This window comes from Streptomyces sp. AN091965, from assembly GCF_022698285.1.
GTDB lineage: Bacteria > Actinomycetota > Actinomycetes > Streptomycetales > Streptomycetaceae > Streptomyces.
Genome location: NZ_JALDMY010000001.1, coordinates 2,126,336 through 2,146,978, shown reverse-complemented (window position 1 = coordinate 2,146,978; position 20,643 = coordinate 2,126,336). Strand labels below are relative to the sequence as shown.

18 protein-coding genes and 1 riboswitch are annotated in these 20,643 nt (G+C 72.9%); of the genes, 12 read left to right on the top strand and 6 right to left on the bottom strand.

All coding sequences use genetic code 11. The annotated features are described in order from the left end of the window. Positions 1-36: 36 nt before the first annotated feature. The gene (locus tag MQV74_RS08580; protein ID WP_242715471.1) at positions 37-651 is read right to left on the bottom strand and encodes a Repetin; all 615 of its coding nucleotides are present in this window, start codon (positions 649-651) and stop codon (positions 37-39) included. 383 nt (positions 652-1,034) lie between these two features. On the opposite strand from MQV74_RS08580, the gene MQV74_RS08575 reads away from it, so the two are divergent. Together MQV74_RS08575 and MQV74_RS08570 are read left to right on the top strand one after the other, a co-directional pair. Continuing rightward, the gene (locus tag MQV74_RS08575; RefSeq protein WP_242715469.1) at positions 1,035-1,832 is read left to right on the top strand and encodes a carbon-nitrogen hydrolase family protein; all 798 of its coding nucleotides are present in this window, start codon (positions 1,035-1,037) and stop codon (positions 1,830-1,832) included. A 54-nt stretch (positions 1,833-1,886) separates the two neighbouring features. After that, a complete protein-coding gene (locus tag MQV74_RS08570; RefSeq protein ID WP_242715467.1) occupies positions 1,887-3,581 on the top strand; it encodes a flavin monoamine oxidase family protein in 1,695 nt (564 codons plus the stop codon). A 45-nt stretch (positions 3,582-3,626) separates the two neighbouring features. Here the strand turns inward: MQV74_RS08570 and MQV74_RS08565 are convergent, their stop codons facing one another. Together MQV74_RS08565 and MQV74_RS08560 are read right to left on the bottom strand one after the other, a co-directional pair. Then, positions 3,627-4,556 (bottom strand): LLM class F420-dependent oxidoreductase, encoded by a 930-nt coding sequence (locus tag MQV74_RS08565; protein WP_242715464.1) that lies wholly within the window; start codon positions 4,554-4,556, stop codon positions 3,627-3,629. A gap of 103 nt (positions 4,557-4,659) precedes the next feature. Continuing rightward, positions 4,660-5,385: a DUF5995 family protein gene (locus tag MQV74_RS08560; protein WP_278194107.1), complete on the bottom strand. Its 726-nt coding sequence runs from the start codon at positions 5,383-5,385 to the stop codon at positions 4,660-4,662. 116 nt (positions 5,386-5,501) lie between these two features. Between MQV74_RS08560 and MQV74_RS08555 the strand changes: the two genes are divergently transcribed. Next, positions 5,502-6,599 (top strand): glycoside hydrolase family 6 protein, encoded by a 1,098-nt coding sequence (locus tag MQV74_RS08555; protein WP_441349341.1) that lies wholly within the window; start codon positions 5,502-5,504, stop codon positions 6,597-6,599. Here MQV74_RS08555 and MQV74_RS08550 read toward each other — a convergent pair. Further along, entirely contained in the window at positions 6,578-8,002 is a 1,425-nt protein-coding gene (locus tag MQV74_RS08550) for a uracil-xanthine permease family protein (RefSeq protein WP_242728547.1), read from the bottom strand. The two genes, MQV74_RS08555 and MQV74_RS08550, sit on opposite strands and share 22 nt — an antisense overlap. A gap of 262 nt (positions 8,003-8,264) precedes the next feature. Here MQV74_RS08550 and MQV74_RS08545 point away from each other — a divergent pair, with 262 nt between their 5' ends. Further along, positions 8,265-9,536, top strand: coding sequence for an alginate lyase family protein (locus MQV74_RS08545; protein ID WP_242715462.1), 1,272 nt, complete (start codon positions 8,265-8,267; stop codon positions 9,534-9,536). 7 nt (positions 9,537-9,543) lie between these two features. On the opposite strand, the gene MQV74_RS08540 is transcribed toward MQV74_RS08545, so the two are convergent. Then, positions 9,544-10,767 (bottom strand): MFS transporter, encoded by a 1,224-nt coding sequence (locus MQV74_RS08540; protein WP_242715460.1) that lies wholly within the window; start codon positions 10,765-10,767, stop codon positions 9,544-9,546. 150 nt (positions 10,768-10,917) lie between these two features. On the opposite strand from MQV74_RS08540, the gene MQV74_RS08535 reads away from it, so the two are divergent. Further along, the gene (locus MQV74_RS08535; RefSeq protein WP_242715453.1) at positions 10,918-12,090 is read left to right on the top strand and encodes an ROK family transcriptional regulator; all 1,173 of its coding nucleotides are present in this window, start codon (positions 10,918-10,920) and stop codon (positions 12,088-12,090) included. A 128-nt stretch (positions 12,091-12,218) separates the two neighbouring features. On the opposite strand, the gene MQV74_RS08530 is transcribed toward MQV74_RS08535, so the two are convergent. After that, entirely contained in the window at positions 12,219-14,552 is a 2,334-nt protein-coding gene (locus MQV74_RS08530; RefSeq protein ID WP_242715451.1) for a chitinase C-terminal domain-containing protein, read from the bottom strand. Between the two features lie 321 nt (positions 14,553-14,873). After that, a riboswitch (FMN riboswitch) is annotated at positions 14,874-15,004 on the top strand. Positions 15,005-15,199: 195 nt separating this feature from the next. On the opposite strand from MQV74_RS08530, the gene ribD reads away from it, so the two are divergent. From ribD to hisG, 7 genes are all read left to right on the top strand, one after another. Further along, the gene (gene ribD, locus MQV74_RS08525) at positions 15,200-16,264 is read left to right on the top strand and encodes a bifunctional diaminohydroxyphosphoribosylaminopyrimidine deaminase/5-amino-6-(5-phosphoribosylamino)uracil reductase RibD (protein WP_278194572.1); all 1,065 of its coding nucleotides are present in this window, start codon (positions 15,200-15,202) and stop codon (positions 16,262-16,264) included. Positions 16,265-16,266: 2 nt separating this feature from the next. Continuing rightward, a complete protein-coding gene (locus tag MQV74_RS08520; RefSeq protein ID WP_242715447.1) occupies positions 16,267-16,881 on the top strand; it encodes a riboflavin synthase in 615 nt (204 codons plus the stop codon). Further along, on the top strand, positions 16,878-17,546 hold the full coding sequence (locus MQV74_RS08515; protein ID WP_242715445.1) for a nicotinamide mononucleotide transporter family protein: 669 nt from the start codon (positions 16,878-16,880) through the stop codon (positions 17,544-17,546). Before MQV74_RS08520 ends, MQV74_RS08515 begins: the two co-directional genes overlap by 4 nt. Further along, positions 17,543-18,871 (top strand): bifunctional 3,4-dihydroxy-2-butanone-4-phosphate synthase/GTP cyclohydrolase II, encoded by a 1,329-nt coding sequence (locus MQV74_RS08510; protein WP_242715443.1) that lies wholly within the window; start codon positions 17,543-17,545, stop codon positions 18,869-18,871. Before MQV74_RS08515 ends, MQV74_RS08510 begins: the two co-directional genes overlap by 4 nt. A gap of 44 nt (positions 18,872-18,915) precedes the next feature. Beyond that, positions 18,916-19,401 carry a 6,7-dimethyl-8-ribityllumazine synthase gene (gene ribH / locus MQV74_RS08505; protein ID WP_138958531.1) on the top strand — a complete coding sequence of 162 codons (486 nt, stop codon included), beginning with the start codon at positions 18,916-18,918 and terminating at the stop codon, positions 19,399-19,401. A 35-nt stretch (positions 19,402-19,436) separates the two neighbouring features. Beyond that, positions 19,437-19,709, top strand: coding sequence for a phosphoribosyl-ATP diphosphatase (locus MQV74_RS08500; RefSeq protein WP_030674739.1), 273 nt, complete (start codon positions 19,437-19,439; stop codon positions 19,707-19,709). 81 nt (positions 19,710-19,790) lie between these two features. Continuing rightward, on the top strand, positions 19,791-20,639 hold the full coding sequence (gene hisG / locus MQV74_RS08495) for an ATP phosphoribosyltransferase (protein WP_242715441.1): 849 nt from the start codon (positions 19,791-19,793) through the stop codon (positions 20,637-20,639). Positions 20,640-20,643: the final 4 nt, after the last annotated feature.

Sequence of the window (20,643 nt, the reverse complement as noted above, 5' to 3'; positions counted from 1 at the left end):
CCGCCCGACCCCCGTGCGGGCTGCCCGCGCCCCGGCTCAGTTGCCCTCGGGGTACGGCGGGTTCCACGGGGTCACGTGGAAGTCACCCGTGCCCTTCTTGACGATCTCGAACGGGGCGGCGCTGTTGCACTTGGGCAGCTTCTTGTCGCCGGTGGGGCCCCCGGTCGCGCCCCAGCTGTAGCCGAGGCGGTCCAGCTTGCCCGGGCCCTTGTCGTGGACGCTGAAGCCGACGCGGCCGCCCTTGATCTCCTTGAGGTTGGTCTCGGTGATGATGCCGGTCGCCGTCGCCACCTTGCCGCCCGTCACCAGGCAGTCGATCCGGCCCTTGGCCCAGCCGCCCTTGCCGCCCGGCTTCTCCAGGTGCACGAACTTGAAGGTGCCGGTGGCCTTGTCCGGACGCTTGACGTTCTTGGTGGCCAGGTGCGCGTCGAAGGTGAAGGTGACGTCCTCCGTCGTCTTGCGGAACATCTTCGCCGAGCCGGTGAGCGCCGCCGCCTCACGGGGCTTCGCCTGCTTCTCGGCGGCCGGTGCGGGGCGCGTGACGTCCTCGCCGGACGCGGCGGCCACGCCCGCCGCCCCCGCGGTGACCAGGAGCGCCGCGCTCACGGCGAGAGCGCGGGTGCTGTTGCGGGTGAAGGTGATGCGGCTCACGGGAAGCCCTCCGTCGGTCGAAGTGACCCGGTCGTTCCGGGTGACTTCACGATCTCCCGGGGAGGGGTCCCGGCACGTCGGGCCCGAGGCTGCTCTCCGCTTCCCCCGCGCGGGGGAGCCCCCGGGCGGCCGGCTGCGCCCCAGGTCGGACCTCTCGTAGCCCCCGTAGCACACGGGCCGCCGTCCGTACGCGCTCCGTACGCCGTCCCTACGCCACCCGTACGCCGCCCCGCAACGAATCTCCGCCCCGGCCCCCGGACGCGCAACGGATCGCGGGGGCAGGCGCAACGGTCGTGTCTTGTCCCGTCACACCCGCGAAACGTACGGTCTATCCGACTCACCCCGCCCCCGCCCGTGCCCCTTCCGCTCCCCCGAGGTCCGCCATGCCGCCGCTGCGCACCGCCCTGCTCCAGAGCTCGGGGCGTCCCGGCTCCGTCGCCGCCAACCTCAAGGTCCTGGACGAGGCCGCCGCCCGCGCCGCGGCCGCCGGGGCGCGGCTCCTGGTGACGCCGGAGATGTTCCTGACGGGCTACGCCATCGGCGACGACGTGCCGCGCCTGGCCGAGCCCGCGGACGGCGAGGCGGCCGACGCCGTCGCCGAGACCGCGGTGCGCCACGGCGTGGCCATCGCCTACGCCTACCCCGAGCGGGACGGCGAGCGGGTCCACAACGCCGTCCAGCTCATCGGCGCCGACGGCACCCGGCTCGCCAACTACCGCAAGACCCACCTCTTCGGCTGCTTCGAGCGCGACCACTTCACACCCGGGGAGCAGCCGGTCGTCCAGGCCGAGCTCGACGGCGTCCGGATCGGCCTGATGATCTGCTACGACGTGGAGTTCCCCGAGAACGTCCGCGCGCACGCCCTCGCGGGCACCGACCTGCTGCTCGTGCCGACGGCCCAGATGCACCCCTTCCAGTTCGTCGCCGAGTCGGTCGTGCCCGTGCGCGCCTTCGAGAACCAGATGTACGTCGCGTACGTCAACCGCGTCGGCCACGAGGGCGAGTTCGAGTTCGTCGGCCTCTCGACGCTCGCGGGCCCCGACGGCGTGGCCCGCGCCCGTGCCGGGCGCGGCGACGAGCTGGTGTTCGCCGACGCCGACCCGGAGTTCCTGGCCGCCTCCCGCGAGGCCAACCCCTATCTGCGCGACCGCCGCCCCGGCCTGTACGCGTCCCTCGGCTGAGCCCGAGCCCCCACCCGCACCACCGTTCCGTACTGTGCAAGGAGTCCGTACCCCATGACGTCCACGGTGCCCACCGCCGTCCAGCACACCGACGCGCAGCCGCCCATCACCATGTTCGGGCCGGACTTCCCGTACGCGTACGACGACTTCCTCGCCCACCCGGCGGGGCTCGGGCAGATACCCGCGACCGAGCTCGGCACCGAGGTCGCCGTCATCGGCGGCGGTCTGTCCGGCATCGTGGCGGCGTACGAGCTGATGAAGATGGGCCTCAAGCCCGTCGTGTACGAGGCCGACCAGATCGGCGGACGGCTGCGCACCGTCGGCTTCGAGGGCTGCGACCCGTCGCTGACCGCCGAGATGGGCGCGATGCGCTTCCCGCCGTCCTCGACGGCGCTCCAGCACTACATCGACCTGGTGGGCCTTCAGACGCGGCCGTTCCCCAACCCCCTGGCGGAGACGACGCCCTCGACCGTCGTCGACCTCAAGGGCGAGTCGCACTACGCCGAGACCGTCGCCGACCTGCCGCAGGTCTACCGCGACGTGGCGAAGGCCTGGAACGACTGCCTGGAGGAGGGCGCGGACTTCTCCGACATGAACCGCGCGCTGCGCGAGCGCGACGTGCCGCGCATCCGCGAGATCTGGGCGAAGCTCGTCGAGAAGCTCGACAACCAGACCTTCTACGGCTTCCTCTGCGAGTCCGAGGCCTTCAAGTCCTTCCGCCACCGCGAGATCTTCGGCCAGGTCGGCTTCGGCACCGGCGGCTGGGACACCGACTTCCCCAACTCCATCCTGGAGATCCTGCGCGTCGTCTACACCGAGGCGGACGACCACCACCGCGGCATCGTCGGCGGCTCCCAGCAGCTGCCGCTGCGCCTGTGGGAGCGCGAGCCGCAGAAGATCACGCACTGGCCGCTCGGCACCTCCCTGGCCGAGCTGCACGAGGGCCGCGCGCCGAAGCCCGCCGTGACCCGCCTGCACCGCACCGCGGGCAACAACATCACGGTGACCGACGCGAACGGCGACATCCGCACCTACCGGGCGGCGATCTTCACCGCCCAGTCCTGGATGCTGCTCTCCAAGATCGAGTGCGACGACTCGCTGTTCCCCATCGACCACTGGACGGCGATGGAGCGCACCCACTACATGGAGTCGTCCAAGCTCTTCGTGCCCGTCGACCGGCCGTTCTGGCTGGACAAGGACGAGGAAACGGGCCGGGACGTCATGTCGATGACGCTCACCGACCGGATGACGCGCGGCACCTACCTGCTCGACGACGGCCCGGACAAGCCCGCCGTCATCTGCCTGTCCTACACCTGGTGCGACGACAGCCTGAAGTGGCTGCCCCTGTCGGCGAACGAGCGCATGGACGTCATGCTCAAGTCGCTCGGCGAGATCTACCCGAAGGTCGACATCCGCAAGCACATCATCGGCAACCCGGTGACCGTGTCCTGGGAGAACGAGCCCTACTTCATGGGCGCGTTCAAGGCCAACCTGCCGGGCCACTACCGCTACCAGCGGCGCCTGTTCACGCACTTCATGCAGGACGGCCTCCCCGAGGACAAGCGCGGCATCTTCCTCGCGGGCGACGACATCTCCTGGACGGCGGGCTGGGCCGAGGGCGCCGTGACGACCGCCCTGAACGCCGTGTGGGGCGTCATGCACCACCTCGGCGGCACCACGGACGCGACGAACCCCGGCCCCGGCGACCTCTACGAGGACATCGCGCCGGTCGAGCTGCCGGAGGACTGAGGCCGACCGGGGCCCCGCGCCCGAGCGCGGGGCCCCGGGGTCGCGCTACACCCCCGCGGCCCGCGCCGCCGCGTACAGCTCGGCGGCGACGTCCTTGAGCTCCTGCGCGTCGCGCACACTGGTCTGGACGTCGATGAAGATCTCGTCGAGGCCCACCGCGGCGTGCGCGGCCAGGTCCTCGGCGATCTGCTCGACGCTGCCCCGGAACGGCGCGCGGTCGTCGCCGTCGTAGGCCTTGGGCGTGTACCGGGGGTTCACGCGCAGGACGGACCGGACGGGCTCGGCGCGGCCGCGCTCGGCGGCCGCCTCGCGGACCCGTCGCCACTGCCCGGCGAGCTTGTCGGCGCCCGCGCCGATCGGCATCCAGCCGTCCGCCCGGTCCACCAGGCGGCGCAGCGCGCGCGGGCTGTTCGCGGGCAGCAGGATCGGGATGGGCCGCGCGGGCTTCGGGCCCACCTCCGACGGCACGATCCGCGACAGCGCGCCCTCGTGTGCCACCGGGTCGGGGCCCCACACCGCGCGGCACACGTCGATGACCTCGTCGAGGACCGCGCCGCGCCGCTCGAAGGGCGCGACCGCGGCGGCCGCGTACTCGTCCACGGACCAGCCGGTGCCGAGGCCCGCGACGACCCGGCCGCCGCTGGCCGCGTCGAGCGAGGCCAGCGAGCGGGCCAGCTGGAGGGGAACGTGCAGCGGGGCCACCAGGACGCTGGTGCCGAGCCGGGCCCGCTCGGTGGCCGTCGCCGCGAGGGCCAGCGTGACCAGCGGGTCGGCGACCGAGCGGTAGTCGTCGGGCCAGGCCAGGCCCGGGACGCCGTACAGGCCGTGCGACGGGGGGTCGGGGAACAGGACGCGCTCGAAGACCCACAGGCTGTCGAAGCCGGTCCGCTCGGCGAAGCGCGCCACGTCGGGGACGTCGCGCCCGAGGTCCGCCCACTTCAGCTGCGGCAGGCCGAGGCCGAGTCGGGTCGTCATCGTTGTCCTCCTGCGGGGGAGAGCGCCGTGGCCGGTTCAACGTACAACGAGCGCACGGGAGTTCCGGCGTGCCCGCTCAGGGCCTGGCCGGAACGGCCCGGCGTCAGTCGGGCAGCGGCGTGAGCAGCATCCGCCCCACCAGGCCGACCGCCCCGTCGAGGCGCTCGCGCAACTCTCCGGCGACGGCGGGGAGTTGGCGCAGGGCCCACAGGGCGCGCGCCGTCGACCAGGCGCTGTCCCGGGCCCGCTCCAGGCTCCAGGAGCCCAGCAGATGGGTCAGCGGGTCGGCGACCTGGAACACGTCGGGGCCCGGCATCAGCTCTTCGCGGACGCGCTCCTCCAGCGACACGAGGATGTCGCCCACGCGGTCGAACTCGTCCTCCAGGTCGGCTGGTTCGCAGCCGAGGGCACGGCAGGTGTCGACGACGGCGAGCGCCAGGTCGTGCCCGATGTGCGCGTTGACGCCCGCGAGGGCGAACTGCAGCGGCCGTACGCCCGGATGCCGCCGGAGCTGGAACAGCGGACGCCAGCAGGCGGGCGGGCACCGGTCGGCGGCCACCGCGTCCACGGCCGCCAGATAGCGCTCGGCGAAGCGGACGTCCAGCGTGACGGCGGCCTCGACGTCCGGGAACGCGCCCGCGCCGACGTGCCGGCCGACCTCCTGGGTGACGGCGAGGTACACGCGGTTGAAGACCGCGACGCCGTCCCGGCGCGGCCACGTCCTGTCAAGGGCGCGCATGCGCGCCACCACCGCGTCCACGTCGCGCGCCACCACGTCCACTCCGTGCGCCGGGTGAGTGCACTCGGCCAACCGCTCCAACCGCGCCATGGGGGCAGGGTCCCAGCCCTAGCCTTGCGCACGGGTCCGCCGGGCGGGCGCTTCCCCAGAACGGGGGAACGGCCCGCGACGGACCCCGGGGGAGCGGTACGAGGGGGGAGCGGGACGTGGGGGAGACACGTGCGCGCGGCCGGGGCGGGCGGTGGCGCGGGCTCGGCGGGATCGCGACGGCGGCAGCCCTGGTGGTGGCGGCCACCGGGGTGCTGGCCGGGGCGGTGACCGTGGCCGGGGACGACGGGCCGGGCCGGACCGAGGCCGTGGAGGGGCCGCGGTCGGGTCCGGCGCCGTCGGGGCACGCGGTGTCGGCGCGGCCGGCGCGCCCGGGAGGGGGCGCGGCGGCCGGTGCCGGGCGTCTGTACCGGGACGAGGGCGCGCAGGTCGTCGCGTGGGTGCGGGCGCACCGGGACGACCCGAGAAGCCCGCTGATCGCGTCCCGGATCGCCGCCCGGCCCGCCGCCGTCTGGTTCACCGACCCCCGGCCGTGGGCCGTCACGGCGCAGGTGCGGGCGGTGACGGACCGGGCGGGCGACCGGGTGCCGGTCCTCGTCGCGTACGCGATCCCGAACCGCGACTGCGGCGGCCCCTCGCGGGGCGGCGCGCCGCGCCTCGCCGCGTACGCCCGGTGGATCGAGCGGTTCGCGGCGGGCCTCGGCTCCGGTGAGGTCGTCGTCATCCTGGAGCCGGACGCCGTCGCGCTCGCGGACTGCCTGTCTCCGGGCGAGCGGTCGCGGCGGTTCGCGGCGCTGGCCCGCGCGGGTGCCGTCCTGAAGCGGGCGAACCCCGCGGCGCGCGTCTACTACGACGGCGGACACTCGGGCTGGCACCGGGCCGAGCGGCAGGCGGCCGCGCTGCGCCGGGCGGGCGCGGCGTCCCCCGCCTCGTCGGACGGCGTGTTCACGAACGTGTCCAACTTCCACCGCACCGCCGCCGAAGTGGCGTACGCGCGCCGGGTCCTCACCGCCCTGGGCGGGCCGCGCGGCCTCGGCGCCGTCATCGACACCAGCCGCAACGGCAACGGCGCCCCGGCGGACGGCCGGTGGTGCGACCCCGCCGGGCGCCGCGTCGGCCGCCCGCCCACGCTGCGCACCGGCGCGGCCCGCATCGACGCCTATCTCTGGGTCAAGCTGCCCGGGGAGTCGGACGGCTGCCGGGGCAGGCCCGGCACCTTCTCGCCCGGGTACGCCTACGACTTGGCGCGCGGCTGACCGGTGGCGCCGCCGGTGCCCCGCTCGTCCTCCTGCTCGTCGTACGACGACGTCCCCGAGTCGAGCAGCGGCTCCTGGGACTTGAGGTGGGCGGGGGCGAAGGCGCGCAGCACGTGGTAGCCGGTGATCACCACGATGGTGCCGAGGGCGATGCCGCTCAGGGAGAAGGTGTCGGTGAACTTCAGCGAGACGTTGCCGACGCCGATGATGATGCCCGCGGCGGCCGGGACCAGGTTCAGCGGATTGCGCAGGTCGACGTCGGCGTTGATCCAGATCTGGGCACCGAGCAGGCCGATCATGCCGTACAGGATGACGGTGATGCCGCCGAGCACCCCGCCGGGGATCGCGGCGACGACCGCGCCGAACTTCGGGCACAGGCCGAAGAGCAGCGCGAACGCGGCGGCCGCCCAGTACGCGGCCGTGGAGTAGACGCGGGTCGCGGCCATCACGCCGATGTTCTCGGAGTACGTGGTGTTGGGCGGGCCGCCGACCGCCGTGGACAGCATCGACGCCGCGCCGTCCGCGGAGATCGCGGTGCCGAGCTTGTCGTCGAGGGAGTCGCCGGTCATCTCGCCGACCGCCTTGACGTGGCCCGCGTTCTCGGCGACCAGGGCGATCACGACGGGCAGCGCGACGAGGATCGCCGACCACTCGAAGCTCGGGCCGTGGAAGGTGGGCAGGCCGATCCAGTCCGCGTTGCCGACCGCCGACAGGTCAAGGCGCCAGTGGTCGGTGACCTTGCCGGACCCGTCCGCCGAGTGGATCTTGCCGAAGACCGAGTCGAGGGCCCAGGACAGCGCGTAGCCGAAGAGCAGACCGAGGAAGATCGCGACCCGGGACCAGAAACCCCGCAGGCACACCACGGCCAATCCGGTGAACAGCATGACGCACAGGGCCGTCCACTGGTCCTGCGGCCAGTAGGTCGCGGCCGTCACCGGGGCGAGGTTGAAGCCGATCAGCATGACGACCGCGCCGGTGACGATCGGGGGCATCGCCGTGTGGATGATCCGCGCGCCGAACCGCTGCACCGCGAGCCCCACCACGAACAGCGCCGCGCCCACGACGAACACCGCGCCCGTCACCGTGGCGCTGGAGCCGCCCTGGGCGCGGATCACGGCCGCCACGCCCACGAAGGACAGCGAGCAGCCGAGGTAGCTGGGCACCCGGCCGCGCGTGGCGAGCAGGAAGATGACGGTCGCGACGCCCGACATCATGATGGCGAGGTTCGGGTCGAGGCCCATGAGGACCGGGGCGACGAACGACGCCCCGAACATCGCCACCACGTGCTGGGCGCCGAGCCCGAACGTCCGGGGCCACGAGAGCCGTTCGTCGGGTCGGACGACGGCCCCGGGCGCGGGGGTGCGCCCGTCGCCGTGCAGCCGCCAGCGCACGCCGAGATCCATGGTGAGTTCGCTTTCTGTGCGCGGGACGAGCTGTGCCGTCGCGGGGGACGGGCCGGGTCGTCGCGGGGGGACGAGCTGTGTCGTCATGTCGACGATCAGCGTCGACATGTTAGTGCGACGTAAGTGCGACTTCTTTCCGGTGGCTTCCGGTGCGGCTTCTGTTGCGGTCGGCGAGGCCCGGCGGGTGGGGCTCCCCGGCTCCTTCCGGTACGGTGGCGCGGCCAGGTCGGTGAACTCTGTTCATGTATCTGATTGGAGTGCCATGGCAGCCCGCTCCTTCACAGGTGCCCTGCTCGCGGCGGTGGTCCTCGCCGCAGTGCCCCTGACCGCTCCCGCCCCCGCCACGGCCGCCCCGCGGCCCGAGGTCCCCGACACCGTCGTCCTCGACGGTCACCGGCTCGCCGAGGCCAAGCGCCGCCTCGACCGGGGCGACCCGCGGCTGCGCCGCGCCCTGCGGGACCTCACGGCCCGCGCGGACCGCTGGCTGGGCCAGGGCCCCTGGACCGTCGTCGACAAGCCGAGGCCCGCGCCCGGCGGCGACCCGCACGACTATCTGAGCCAGGCCCCCTACTGGTGGCCGACCGCGCCGAGGACCCCCGAGAACCCCTGGGGCTGCCCGTACGAGCAGCGCGACGGCGAGCGCAACCCCGAGGTCGACACCGGCACCGACCGCCGGGACGCGGAGAACGTCTTCGACTCCGGTTACGAGCTGTCCCTCGCCTGGTACTACACGGGCGAGCGCAAGTACGCCGAGCACGCCGCGACCGTCCTGCGCACCTGGTTCCTCGACCCGGCGACCCGGATGAACCCGCGCCTCGACCACGGGCAGTTCATCCCCTGCAAGTACGACGGCCGGGCCATCGGCATCATCGACTTCTCGCAGTCGTACACGAGCGTCCTGGACGCCCAGGCGATCCTTGCCGCCGGTGCCCCCGGCTGGACCCGGGCCGACCGGGCGCGGATGACGGCCTGGAACAAGGACTTCCGCGACTGGCTGGCGCACAGCGACTTCGGCAAGCAGGAGGGTGCCGCGAAGAACAACCACGGCACCTTCTACGACCTGCAGCTCGCCGCCCTCGCCCGGGCCACCGGCGACGACGCCCTCGCCCGCAGGACCGTCCGCGAGGCGCGGGCCCGGCGCGTCGACCCGCAGATCGCCGCCGACGGCAGCCAGCCGCAGGAGCTCACCCGCACCCGCAGCTGGCACTACTCGACCTTCGACCTGGTCGCCTACGCGCGCCTCGCCGACATCGGCCGGCACGTGGGCGTGGACCTCTGGGCGCACCGGGGCCCCGCCGGGCAGAGCCTGGGCGGGGCCGTCCGCTATCTGCTGCCCGCCGCCACCGGCGAGCGGCCGTGGCCGCACCCCGAGCTGGACTTCCGCCGGTACGCGGCGGCCGACGTCGTGCACGCGGCCGCCGACGCGGGCGAGAAGGCGGCGCGGGCTGCGGTGCCGAAGCTCCAGGCCCCGCCCGGCGGCGACCTGTGGGAGCTGCGGCCTGCGGCGGAGCAGCTGGACTCCCTCACCGGGTGAGGGCGCCTCAGCCCTTGCGGTCCACCGCCTCGGTCTGCGGGGCGGGCGCTTGCACGGGCGTCCGCCCGGCCGTGCGCAGCACCCCGGCGAACACCATCAGCCCGCACGCGAGCACGGTGACCAGGGTGAAGGAAGCGACCAGGCTCGTCGCGTCGGCGAGCGTGCCGATCGCCGACGGCGCGATCAGGCTGGAGGTGTAGGTGATGGTGGCGACGCCCGCGATGGCCTGGCTGGGGTTCGGGCCGCTGCGCCCGGCCGCGGCGAACGCCAGCGGCACGACGACGGCGATGCCGAGGCCCATCAGCGCGAAGCCGGTCATGGCGAGGGCCGCGTGCGGCGCCGTCACCACGCACAGGCCGCCGACCGCGGCGAGCAGCCCGCCGACCCGCACCGTGCGCACCGAGCCGTACCGGTCGACCACCTTGTCGCCCACGAGGCGGGCGACGGCCATCGTCAGCGTGAAGCCGGTCGTGCACGCGGCGGCGAGCCCGGCCGACGAGTCGAGCACGTCCTTGAGGTACACCGCCGACCAGTCGAGGCTGGCGCCCTCGGCGAACACCGCACAGAACCCGACCGCGCCGATGAGCAGCGCCGACTTCGGCGGCAGGGCGAAGCGCGGCGGCGGATCGTCGTCCGGGGCCGCGCCCAGTTCGAGCACGCCCTGACAGGCGATCAGGCCGGCCGTGGTGAGCACGGCCGCCGCGAGGGCGTGGTGCACCCGGGCGTCCGCGCCCAGGTGCGCCGCGACCGTGCCGCCCGCCGAGCCGATCAGGGCGCCGACGCTCCACATGCCGTGCAGGCCCGACATGATGGACTTCTCCATGCGGTTCTCGATCTCGACGCCGAGCGCGTTCATCGCGACGTCCGCCATGCCCGACGTCGCGCCGTACACGAAGAGCGCCGCGCACAGCGTGGGCAGGTTCGGCGCGAGCGCGGGGAGCGTGAGCGCCAGCGTCCACAGCGCGAGCAGCGCGCGCAGTGCCGTCCGCACGCCGAAGCGATGGCTCAGCCAGCCCGCGAGGGGCATCGCGAGGGACGCGCCGATCGCCGGGAAGGCCAGCGCGAGGCCGAGCATGCCCGCGCTGACGTCCGCGTGGTCCTGGATCCACGGCACCCGGGTCGCGAACGACCCGGCGACCGAGCCGTGCACACAGAAGATGACCGCGACCGCGAGCCGCGCCCGGCTCAACTGGCGCTTGCTGTAAACCACTTGGCCCTGCCCCTCACTCATCCGCTCCACCCCTCCACGGTCCCCTCCGGGACCGCCGCAGTAAACTATCAGGAACCCTGCCTGATAGAAGAGGGCCAGGGAACCGAATATCGCGCGCATCGCGGCCGCCGCCCCGGCGGACCGGCGCGGGCGCTGTGGAAGGATCCGGCCATGCCCGCATCACCGAGCACCGCTCGGGCCATCAACGACCGGCTCGCGCTGCGCCTCCTGCAAAGCGAAGGCCCCTTGACGGCAGGGCAGTTGAAGCAGCTCACGGGGTTGTCCCGGCCCTCCGTCGCCGACCTCGTGGAGCGGCTCCGCGACTCCGGCCTGATCGCGGTCGTCGGCGAGGCGGGGGAGCGGCGCCGGGGCCCGAACGCGCGGCTGTACGGCATCGTCGCCGACCGCGCCCAGCTGGCCGCGCTGGACGTCCGTACCGAGAGCGTCACCGTCGTCGTCGCCGATCTGCTCGGCACCTCGCTCGCCGAAGCCTCGCTCCCCATGGACGGCGGCACGGACACCGGGCCCGCCGTCGAGCGGGCCGTCGCCCTCGTCGAGCGCACCGCGGCCACGGCAGGAGCCACCCGGCTGCACACCGTCGGCGTGGGCGCCCCGGGCCTGATCGACCCGGCGACCGGCGACCTGCGCGACTCGGCGGGCCTGCCCGCCTGGCACCGCCGCCTGGTGACGGCCCTGACGGACCGGCTCCCCGCGCGCGTCCTGGTGGAGAACGAGACCAACCTCGCCGCCCGCGCCGAGCAGCGCGACGGCGCCGCGCACGACCGGGACACCTTCGTGCTCCTGTGGCTCGGCGCGGGCACGGGCGCGGCCGTCGTCCTGGACGGGGCGCTGCGCAGGGGCGCGTCCGGCGGCACCGGGGAGATCGGCTTCCTGCCGGTGCCCGGCACCGGCGGGCTGCCCTCGGCGACCGCCTGCGACGGCGGCTTCCACACGCTCGCCGGGTCCGGGGCGGTGGCGGACCTGGCGGCGGACCACGGTCTGAAGGCGGAGCCGGAGCCGGGCGAACTGCCCGCCGCCGCGCTCGTGCGGCACGCCGTGGAGACGGACCACGCGCCGTTCCTCACCGCGCTCGCCGACCGCGTGGCCATCGGCGCGGCCTCCGTCGCGGCCGTGCTCGACCCGGGCTGCGTGGTGCTCGGCGGGGAGCTGGGGCGGGCGGGCGGCCCGGCGCTCGCCGACCGCGTCGCGCGGCGCGTGGCGGCGATGTCGCCGCTGCGCACGGAGGTCAGGGCGAGCGCCCTCGGCGGTGCCGCGGTGCTGCGCGGCGCGCTGCTGACCGCCCGGGACGCCGCGCAGGACGAGCTGTTCTCGACCGGGGCGTGACGCAGGGCACCCCGGCCCGCGGGGAGGCGTGCGGGCCGGGGTGAGGTGGTGGCCCGGCGGCGGGGCAAGGGCGTTTCTTCCCGCCGCCGGGCGTCAGGGGTGGGGCACCGGGTGCCCCGGTCGGGCCGTCAGCAGGCTCCCAGGTCCTGCCAGACGCCCCACTGGCCGGTGGTGCCGGGCTCCTCGCCCTTCGTCCACCACTTGGCCTTCCAGGTGTGCGACTTGTGGGACACGGTGGTCCCGGAGCCGTAGTCCGACGTCGCGCTCCACGCGGGCGGGGTGCACTTGCCGGGCGGGTCCGTCGGCCCGGGCGGGTCCGTCGGGCCCGGGCCCGTGCCGGGCTCGACCACCGTCGTGCCGCGCGCCAGGTCACCGGCGAGCGCGTAGGTCGTACCGCCGATGTTCACGGTCCAGTTCGACGGCGTCGACACCGGCAGGTAGTAGTTGAACGACAGGTCCACGGACGCGCCGGGCGCCAGGGTCTGCCAGGCGGGCAGCTTCAGCGAGACGCGGTGGAAGTCGCCCTTCAGGCCGCCCACGTTGTTCCCGGAGTGGCCGGTGCTGATCACCTTCGTGCCGAAGCCGGACTGGTCGGAGGCGTTGGCGGGGGCCGAGGTGGAGTAGTCGAACTGGAACTCCGTGCCGCCGGGCAGGGTCGTCTTCGTGTTGTTGGTGATCTTCAGCTTGGGCGTGATCGGGTAGTTGGAGTCGCCGAGCTTGAAGTCGCCGAACTCCACGCCGATGTCCACGGCCTTGGCGGGCAGGTCCTTGCCCGCGACCTTCGCGCCGTAGGGGGCCGCCGACTTGAACTTGTCGTACATCGCCGTGGTGAGCGTGTCGCCGATCTCGTACTGGCCCTTGGCGGCGTTGTACGCGTAGTCGCCCGCGAGCTCCCACACCATGGTGCCGCCGATGCCCTTGTCGACCACGTAGTCGGCCTTGGCCTTCACGGACTGCTCGTCCTCGGTGGACAGGAACACCTTCTTGTCGGCGTTCCACAGCCAGGGCGCGACCAGCTTCGCGTCGTACTTGCGGGCGTAGGTGCCGGTGAGCTTGGTGTCGGCGGAGAAGCCGTACTTGGTCACGTAGTCCCCGACGACGCCCTTCTCCAGGTTCTTGGCGTGCCACATCGGGTTCGACCCGGCCGGGGACTCCTTGCCGTTGTCGTCCTTGTCGTGCCACAGGTTGTCGATGCCGACCGCGCCGTCACCGCACTTGGTGAGCCCGGAGCCGGCCGGGCAGTTCGTCGTGGCCGCCTTGCCCCACAGACCGTCCGTGCCGCCCTGCACGTTCTTGAAGCCGCGCGTGTAGTACGGGAGGCCGATGTTGATGCGCCCCGCGGGCATCGAGCCGCGGAAGTAGTGGTACGCCCAGTCGGTGTTGAGGTAGCCGATGCCGCCGTACTGCTGGCTGCCGTACACGCCCGCCGCGGCCAGTTCGCTGTCCTTGCCGTCGTCGTAGAGCGAGGCGTTCGGACCGACGTGCTCGTTCCAGGCGCCGTGCAGGTCGTACGACATGATGTTGACGTAGTCCAGGTACTTCTGGACCTGGAAGGTCTCCATGCCGCGCAGCAGATAGCCGGAGGAGGGCGCGGCGACGGTCAGCAGGTAGTGCTTGCCGTCGCCGGCCCCGGCCTTGTCGAGCTTCTCGCGCAGCGTCTTCATGAGCACCGCGTAGCCCTTGACCAGGCCCGCGCGGCGGCCGTTGGCGAGCTGCCAGTCGAGCGGGTTGCCCGCGTCCTTCATCGTCGTCGGGTACTCGTAGTCGATGTCGACGCCGTTGAAGCCGTACTTCCGGATGAAGTCGACGGTCGACTCGGCGAAGGTGTTGATGCCCGCCTGGTTCACCGAGCCGTCGGCGTTGGTGGCCATCGAGTAGAAGCCGCCGGAGTTCACGCGCTTGCCGTCGTCGCCGAAGTAGCCGCCGGTCTCGGCCCAACCGCCCACGGAGACGAGGGTCTTGACGTTCGGGTGCTTCTTCTTGAACTTGTTCAAGAGGTTGAAGTGGCCCTTGTAGGAGAACCCGGGGTCCATCTCGGCGCCCGCGACGCCCGGCCACGTCATGCCGGTGGCGGCGTTCTTCTCGCCGTCGGAGCCGACGGAGATCTTGTTGTCCTTGTCGACGTGCGCGAAGGCGTAGTTGAGGTGGGTGACCTTGTCCCAGGGGATGTCGGAGGCGAGATAGGCGGGCTCGCCGTTCTTGCCGGTGCGCCAGCCGGTGAAGTAGCCGATGACGCGGCGCTGGTGGTCGGCGCCCATCTTCTCGCGGCCGTCGGCGTCGTAGACGGAACAGTAGGGGACGTCGACGCCGGGGGTCTTGTAGAGGCCGTCGGGTCTGCACGACTCGTTGGCCACGGGGTCCGCGGCCTGGGACGTCGTCGCGGCGAGCGTGCTCAGGAGGAGACCGGCGACGGCGGCGCCGGTGGCCAGGAGCGTGGTTCTCGCGCGAGTGGGGGTGGGCACGTTGTTCCTCCTGGGGAGGCTCGGTGTCGCACAACGGACGGGGACGTCGGCCCACGATGTGCGCACACCGGGCGGGCCTTTCCGCAGAGTGACGCAGACGTTAAAAGGACTAGACCAGAGCGTCAATAGGTATGGACCAACCCCGTTGCGGAGGGGGATTCGCCATTTCCGGACCGGCGGTCGGCGGAATCCGGTCAGAACGGGGCGACATGATCCGGCCGGGCCGGATCGCGGCCACCGCGGCGTCCGCTGTGAGCCAGCCCACAGAAGGCGGCCCGCACGGTCGCTACCGGGCGTGGCACACTGGCTGCGTACCAAAAGCAGCGCACTCCGGGGTCGGTGTAATTCCGAACCGGCGGTTACAGTCCGCGACCCGGTCACCTCCAGTGGCCGGTTGACCAGGTGAAACTCCTGGACCGACGGTGAAAGTCCGGATGGGAGGCAGTGCGCGGCGAGCAGGCACACCCTGGTGTGCCGTGCCGCCGTAGTGGCTTGTTCCTGACAGGGGACAGGTCTCTTCCGGCGTCCGCGGCCCCGTGCGTTCCCGGTGTTCCCGCTCGTTCGTTGTCGTCGTCATCGACGCGCCCCGGAGTCCGTGCCCGAAGAGGCAGGAGGACCCGGTGGCCACCCAGGCCGAAGCAGCCGCCATGCGGCACGCGCTCGCACTCGCCGTGCGCGGACTCGGCTTCACCAGCCCCAACCCGGTCGTCGGCTGCGTCATCATCGACGCCGCGGGACGCACCGTCGGCGAGGGCTACCACCAGCGCGCGGGCGGACCGCACGCCGAGGTCCACGCCCTGCGCGCGGCGGGTGAGAAGGCCCGCGGCGCCACCGCCGTCGTCACCCTCGAACCCTGTAACCACACCGGCCGCACCGGCCCCTGCGCCCAGGCCCTCGTCGACGCCGGGATCACCCGCGTCGTCTACGCGGTCGGCGACCCGAACCCGCAGGCCACCGGCGGCGCCACCACCCTGCGCGCGGCCGGGGTGGACGTCGAGGCGGGCCTGCTCACCGCCGAGGGCGAGGCCGCCAACGCCGCCTGGCTCACCTCCGTGCGCCGCGGCCGCCCCCACGTCACCTGGAAGTACGCCGCCACGCTCGACGGCCGCACCGCCGCCGCCGACGGCACCAGCCGCTGGCTCACCTCCGCCGCGTCCCGCGCCGACGTGCACCGCCTGCGCGCCGAGTGCGACGCCGTCGTGGTCGGCGCGGGCACCCAGCGCGCCGACGACCCGCACCTCGCCGTCCGCGGCATCGAGGGCGCCCGGCAGCCCCTGCGGGTCGTCGTCGACACCCACGGCACCGCCGTGCGCCCCGGCGCCCGCGTCCTGGACGACGCGGCCCCCACCCTGATCGCGATGGCCGACGACACCGACGCCGCGCGCCACCCGTCCGGCGCCGACACGGTGCGCCTGCCGCGCGCCGAGGGCGGCCTGGACATCACGGCGCTGCTCGCCGCGCTGCACGCCCGCGACGTGCGCTCCGTCCTGCTCGAAGGCGGCGCGACGCTCGCGGGCGCCTTCGTCGCCGCGGGCGCCGTCGACCGCGTCATCGGCTATCTCGCGCCCGCCCTGCTCGGCGCGGGCCCCGCCGCCCTCACCGGCGGCGGAATCACCACCGTCACCGAAGCGTTGCGGCTCGACATGAGCGAGGCCGTCCGTATCGGACCCGATCTGCGGATCACCGCCACCCCCGCACCGAAGGAGCGCTGAGCGTGTTCACCGGAATCGTCGAAGAGCTGGGCGAAGTCACCGCCGTCGAGACCCTGGCCGACGCGTCCCGCTTCCGCCTGCGCGGTCCCGTCGTCACCGACGGCGCGAAGCACGGCGACTCCATCGCCGTCAACGGCGTGTGTCTGACCGTCGTCGACCACGACGGCGACGAGTTCACCGCCGACGTGATGGCCGAGACGCTGAACCGCTCCAGCCTCGGCGCCCTCGCGCCCGGTTCGAAGGTCAACCTGGAGCGCCCCACCGCCGTGGGCGCCCGCCTCGGCGGCCACATCGTGCAGGGCCACGTGGACGGCACGGGCACCGTCCTCGACCGCGAGGCCTCCGAGAACTGGGAGATCGTCAAGGTCTCCCTGCCCGCGGACCTCGCCCGCTACGTGGTCGAGAAGGGCTCCATCACCGTCGACGGCGTCAGCCTGACCGTCGTCGACGCCGGACCCGACTACTTCACCGTCAGCCTCATCCCCACGACGCTCGCGCTCACCACGCTCGGCGTCAAGCAGCCCGGCGACCCCGTCAACCTCGAGGTCGACGTCATCGCCAAGTACGTGGAGCGCCTGCTCGGCACCCGCTCCCAGAGTGAGGAGCCCACGCGATGAACCGCTTCGACTGGCTCAACGCGGAGGCCTTCACCGCCTTCGGCCAGCACATCATGTGGTCCGACATGGTCGGCAACAGCGTCGGCCTGATCGCCCTCGCCCTCGGCTGGCGCCGCTCGATATGGACCTGGCCCGCCCAGTTCCTGTCCGGCGTGATCCTCGTCGCCGCGTACGCCTCCGCCCAGCTGTCCGGCGGCGTCGGCAAGCAGCTCCTGGTCATCGGCGTCGCGGTGTGGGGCTGGCGGCAGTGGACCCGCGGCAGCCAGAAGGCGCAGGACGGCTCCATCGCCGTCCGCTTCGCCACCTGGAAGGAGCGCGGACTGCTCCTCGGCGGCACCGCCGTCGGCACCCTCGCGGTCGGCGCGCTGTTCTCCGCCGTGCCCGACCTCTCCTGGAACCCCTGGCCGGACGCCTACATCTTCGTCGGCACGCTCGCCGCGATGGTCGCCCAGGCGCGCGGCCTGGTCGAGTTCTGGTTCGCGTGGCTGCTCGTCGACGTCGTCGGGGTGCCGCTCGCGTTCTCCAGCGGGCTCGCCTTCTCCGGCCTCGTGTACGTCGTCTACCTCGCCCTCGTGCTGTGGGGCCTGCGCGACTGGTGGCTGCGCTCCCGCCGCGCCACCGCCGCTCCGCAGCCGCAGCCCGTCATCGAAGGAGTCCCGGCATGACCACCCACACGCCTCCCGCCGCCCCTGATGACGCCGGGCCGGTGCACCCCTTCTACTACACGACCGACAACTCCGAGGACCTCTGCCTCGACCCCGTCGAGCTGGCCGTCCGGGACATCGCCGCGGGCCGCCCCGTCGTGGTCGTCGACGACGAGAACAGGGAGAACGAGGGCGACCTCGTCGTCGCCGCCGAAAAGGCGACCCCCGAGATCGTCGCCTTCATGATGACCGAGTGCCGCGGCCTGATCTGCGCCCCCATGGAGGGCGACGAGCTCGACCGGCTCGCGCTGCCGCAGATGGTCACGGAGAACACCGAGTCGATGAGCACGGCCTTCACCGTGACCGTCGACGCCGGTCCCGCGCACGGCGTGACCACCGGCATCTCCGCCGCCGACCGCGCCACCACCCTGCAGATGCTCGCCAGTGGCAAGGCCAAGGCCGACGACTTCGTCCGCCCCGGCCACATCTTCCCGCTGCGCGCCAAGGAGGGCGGCGTCCTCGCCCGCAACGGCCACACCGAGGCCGCCATCGACCTGGCCCGGCTCGCGGGCCTGCGCCCGGCCGGAGCGATCTGCGAGATCGCCGGCGAGGACGGGCGCATGCTGCGCCTGCCTCAGCTGATCCCCTTCGCACGGAAGCACGGACTGACCATCATCTCCATCGAGGACCTGATCGACTACCGGCGCTCCGCGGAGCCCACCGTGCGCCGCGAGGCCGAGGTCCACCTGCCCACGGCCTTCGGCGAGTTCACCGCGTACGGCTACCGCTCCACGGCCGACGGCGTCGAGCACGTGGCGCTCGTCCACGGCGACATCCAGGACGGCGAGGACGTTCTGGTGCGCGTCCACTCCGAGTGCCTGACCGGCGACGTCTTCCACTCGCTGCGCTGCGACTGCGGCCCGCAGCTCCAGGAGTCCATGCGGCGCATCGCCACCGCGGGGCGCGGTGTCGTGGTCTATCTGCGCGGCCACGAGGGCCGCGGCATCGGCCTGATGTCCAAGCTGCGCGCGTACGAGCTCCAGGAGCGCGGCAGCGACACCCTGGACGCCAACCTGGAACTGGGCCTGCCCGCCGACGCCCGGGACTACGGCGCGGGCGCGCAGATCCTCGACGACCTCGGCGTGCGCAGCCTGCGCCTGCTCACCAACAACCCCGACAAGACCGAGGCGCTCGCCCGCCACGGCCTCAAGGTCATCGCCCGCGAGCCCATGCCGGTCACCGCGGGCGAGCACAACCTGCGCTATCTGCGCACCAAGCGCGACCGCATGGGCCACGACCTGCCCTGGCTCGACGCCACGGACATGTCCGCCTGCGGCAACCAGTGACCTACCTCCACCACCGTCCACCCCACCACCCCTAGGAGAAGCGCGTGAGCGGCAAGGGTGCCCCCGAACTGAGCGTGAAGAACTGCGGTGACCTGCGCGTCGCCGTCATCGCCGCCCTCTGGCACGAGAAGGTCATGGACGGCCTCGTCGACGGCGCGCTGCGCGCCCTGCACGAGCTCGGCATCGACGAGCCGACCCTGCTGCGCGTGCCCGGCAGCTTCGAGCTGCCCGTCGTCGCCAAGGTCCTCGCGGGCCGCGGCTACGACGCGATCGTGGCCCTCGGCGTCGTGATCCGCGGGGGCACCCCGCACTTCGACTACGTGTGCCAGGGCGTCACCCAGGGCCTCACCCAGGTGTCCGTCGACACCGGTGTGCCGATCGGCTTCGGCGTACTGACCTGTGACACCGAGGAGCAGGCGCTGGACCGCGCGGGCATCGAGGGCTCCAGCGAGGACAAGGGCCACGAGGCGGTCACGGCGGCCGTCGCGACGGCCGCCACCCTGCGCACGGTCTCCGAGCCCTGGCGCTGAGCGGGCCACCGCGGGCGCGTAGAGTAAGCGACATCATGTCCAAGAAGACTTTCGAGGAGCTCTTCACCGAGCTCCAGCACAAGGCAGCCCACGGCGACCCCGCCACCTCCCGCACCGCGGAACTGGTGGACAAGGGCGTCCATGCCATCGGCAAGAAGGTCGTCGAGGAGGCCGCCGAGGTGTGGATGGCCGCCGAGTACGAGGGCAAGGAAGCCGCCGCCGAGGAGATCTCGCAGCTCCTGTACCACGTGCAGGTGATGATGGTCGCCCGCGGGATCTCCCTCAGCGACGTGTACGCCCACCTCTAGGACGAACGTTCTATCCGGTGCGCGGTCAGTACGCCGCCCGCACCTCCGTACCCGCACCTTCACGCAAAGGAATCCGACCTCATGCTGCGCATCGCCGTCCCCAACAAGGGTTCACTGTCCGGACCTGCGTCGGCGATGCTGCATGAGGCCGGATACCAGCAGCGCCGCGAGTCCAAGGAACTCGTCATCGTCGACCCCGACAACGAGGTCGAGTTCTTCTACCTGCGCCCGCGCGACATCGCCATCTACGTCTCCTCGGGCAAGCTCGACATCGGCATCACCGGCCGCGACCTGCTGATCGACTCCGGTGCCGGCGCCGAGGAGATCCTTCCGCTCGGCTTCGCCCGCTCCACCTTCCGCTTCGCCGCCAAGCCGGGCACCGCCCACGGCCTCGCGGACCTCGCGGGCCGCACCGTCGCCACCTCCTACGAGGGCATCGTCGGCAAGCACCTGGCCGACAGCGGCGTCGACGCCTCCGTCATCCACCTCGACGGCGCCGTCGAGACCGCCATCGAGCTGGGCGTCGCCCAGGTGATCGCGGACGTCGTGGAGACCGGCACCAGCCTGCGCAACGCGGGCCTCGAAGTGTTCGGCGAGCCGATCATGAAGTCCGAGGCCGTGGTCATCCGGCGCACCGGCGCCGAGGCCGACGACCCCAAGGTGCAGCAGTTCCTGCGCCGCCTCCAGGGCGTCCTGGTCGCCCGTACGTACGTGATGATGGACTACGACTGCCGCGCCGAGCACCTGGAGCAGGCCGTGGCCCTCACGCCGGGCCTGGAGTCGCCGACCATCTCCCCGCTGCACAACGAGGGCTGGGTCGCCGTCCGCTCCATGGTGCCCACCAAGGACGCCCAGCGGGTCATGGACGACCTGTACGCCATCGGCGCGCGCGCCATCCTGACCACGGCGATCCACGCCTGCCGCCTGTGACCGG

Bases quoted from the DNA above. Each gene is read 5' to 3' on its own strand.
- MQV74_RS08575 (WP_242715469.1), top strand. From the start codon at position 1,035: ATGCCGCCGCTGCGCACCGCCCTGCTCCAGAGCTCGGGGCGTCCCGGC.
- MQV74_RS08570 (WP_242715467.1), top strand. From the start codon at position 1,887: ATGACGTCCACGGTGCCCACCGCCGTCCAGCACACCGACGCGCAGCCG.
- MQV74_RS08565 (WP_242715464.1), bottom strand. From the start codon at position 4,556: ATGACGACCCGACTCGGCCTCGGCCTGCCGCAGCTGAAGTGGGCGGAC.
- MQV74_RS08560 (WP_278194107.1), bottom strand. From the start codon at position 5,385: ATGGCGCGGTTGGAGCGGTTGGCCGAGTGCACTCACCCGGCGCACGGA.
- MQV74_RS08550 (WP_242728547.1), bottom strand. From the start codon at position 8,002: ATGGATCTCGGCGTGCGCTGGCGGCTGCACGGCGACGGGCGCACCCCC.
- MQV74_RS08545 (WP_242715462.1), top strand. From the start codon at position 8,265: ATGGCAGCCCGCTCCTTCACAGGTGCCCTGCTCGCGGCGGTGGTCCTC.
- MQV74_RS08540 (WP_242715460.1), bottom strand. From the start codon at position 10,767: ATGAGTGAGGGGCAGGGCCAAGTGGTTTACAGCAAGCGCCAGTTGAGC.
- MQV74_RS08535 (WP_242715453.1), top strand. From the start codon at position 10,918: ATGCCCGCATCACCGAGCACCGCTCGGGCCATCAACGACCGGCTCGCG.
- ribD (WP_278194572.1), top strand. From the start codon at position 15,200: ATGCGGCACGCGCTCGCACTCGCCGTGCGCGGACTCGGCTTCACCAGC.
- MQV74_RS08515 (WP_242715445.1), top strand. From the start codon at position 16,878: ATGAACCGCTTCGACTGGCTCAACGCGGAGGCCTTCACCGCCTTCGGC.
- MQV74_RS08510 (WP_242715443.1), top strand. From the start codon at position 17,543: ATGACCACCCACACGCCTCCCGCCGCCCCTGATGACGCCGGGCCGGTG.
- MQV74_RS08500 (WP_030674739.1), top strand. From the start codon at position 19,437: ATGTCCAAGAAGACTTTCGAGGAGCTCTTCACCGAGCTCCAGCACAAG.
- hisG (WP_242715441.1), top strand. From the start codon at position 19,791: ATGCTGCGCATCGCCGTCCCCAACAAGGGTTCACTGTCCGGACCTGCG.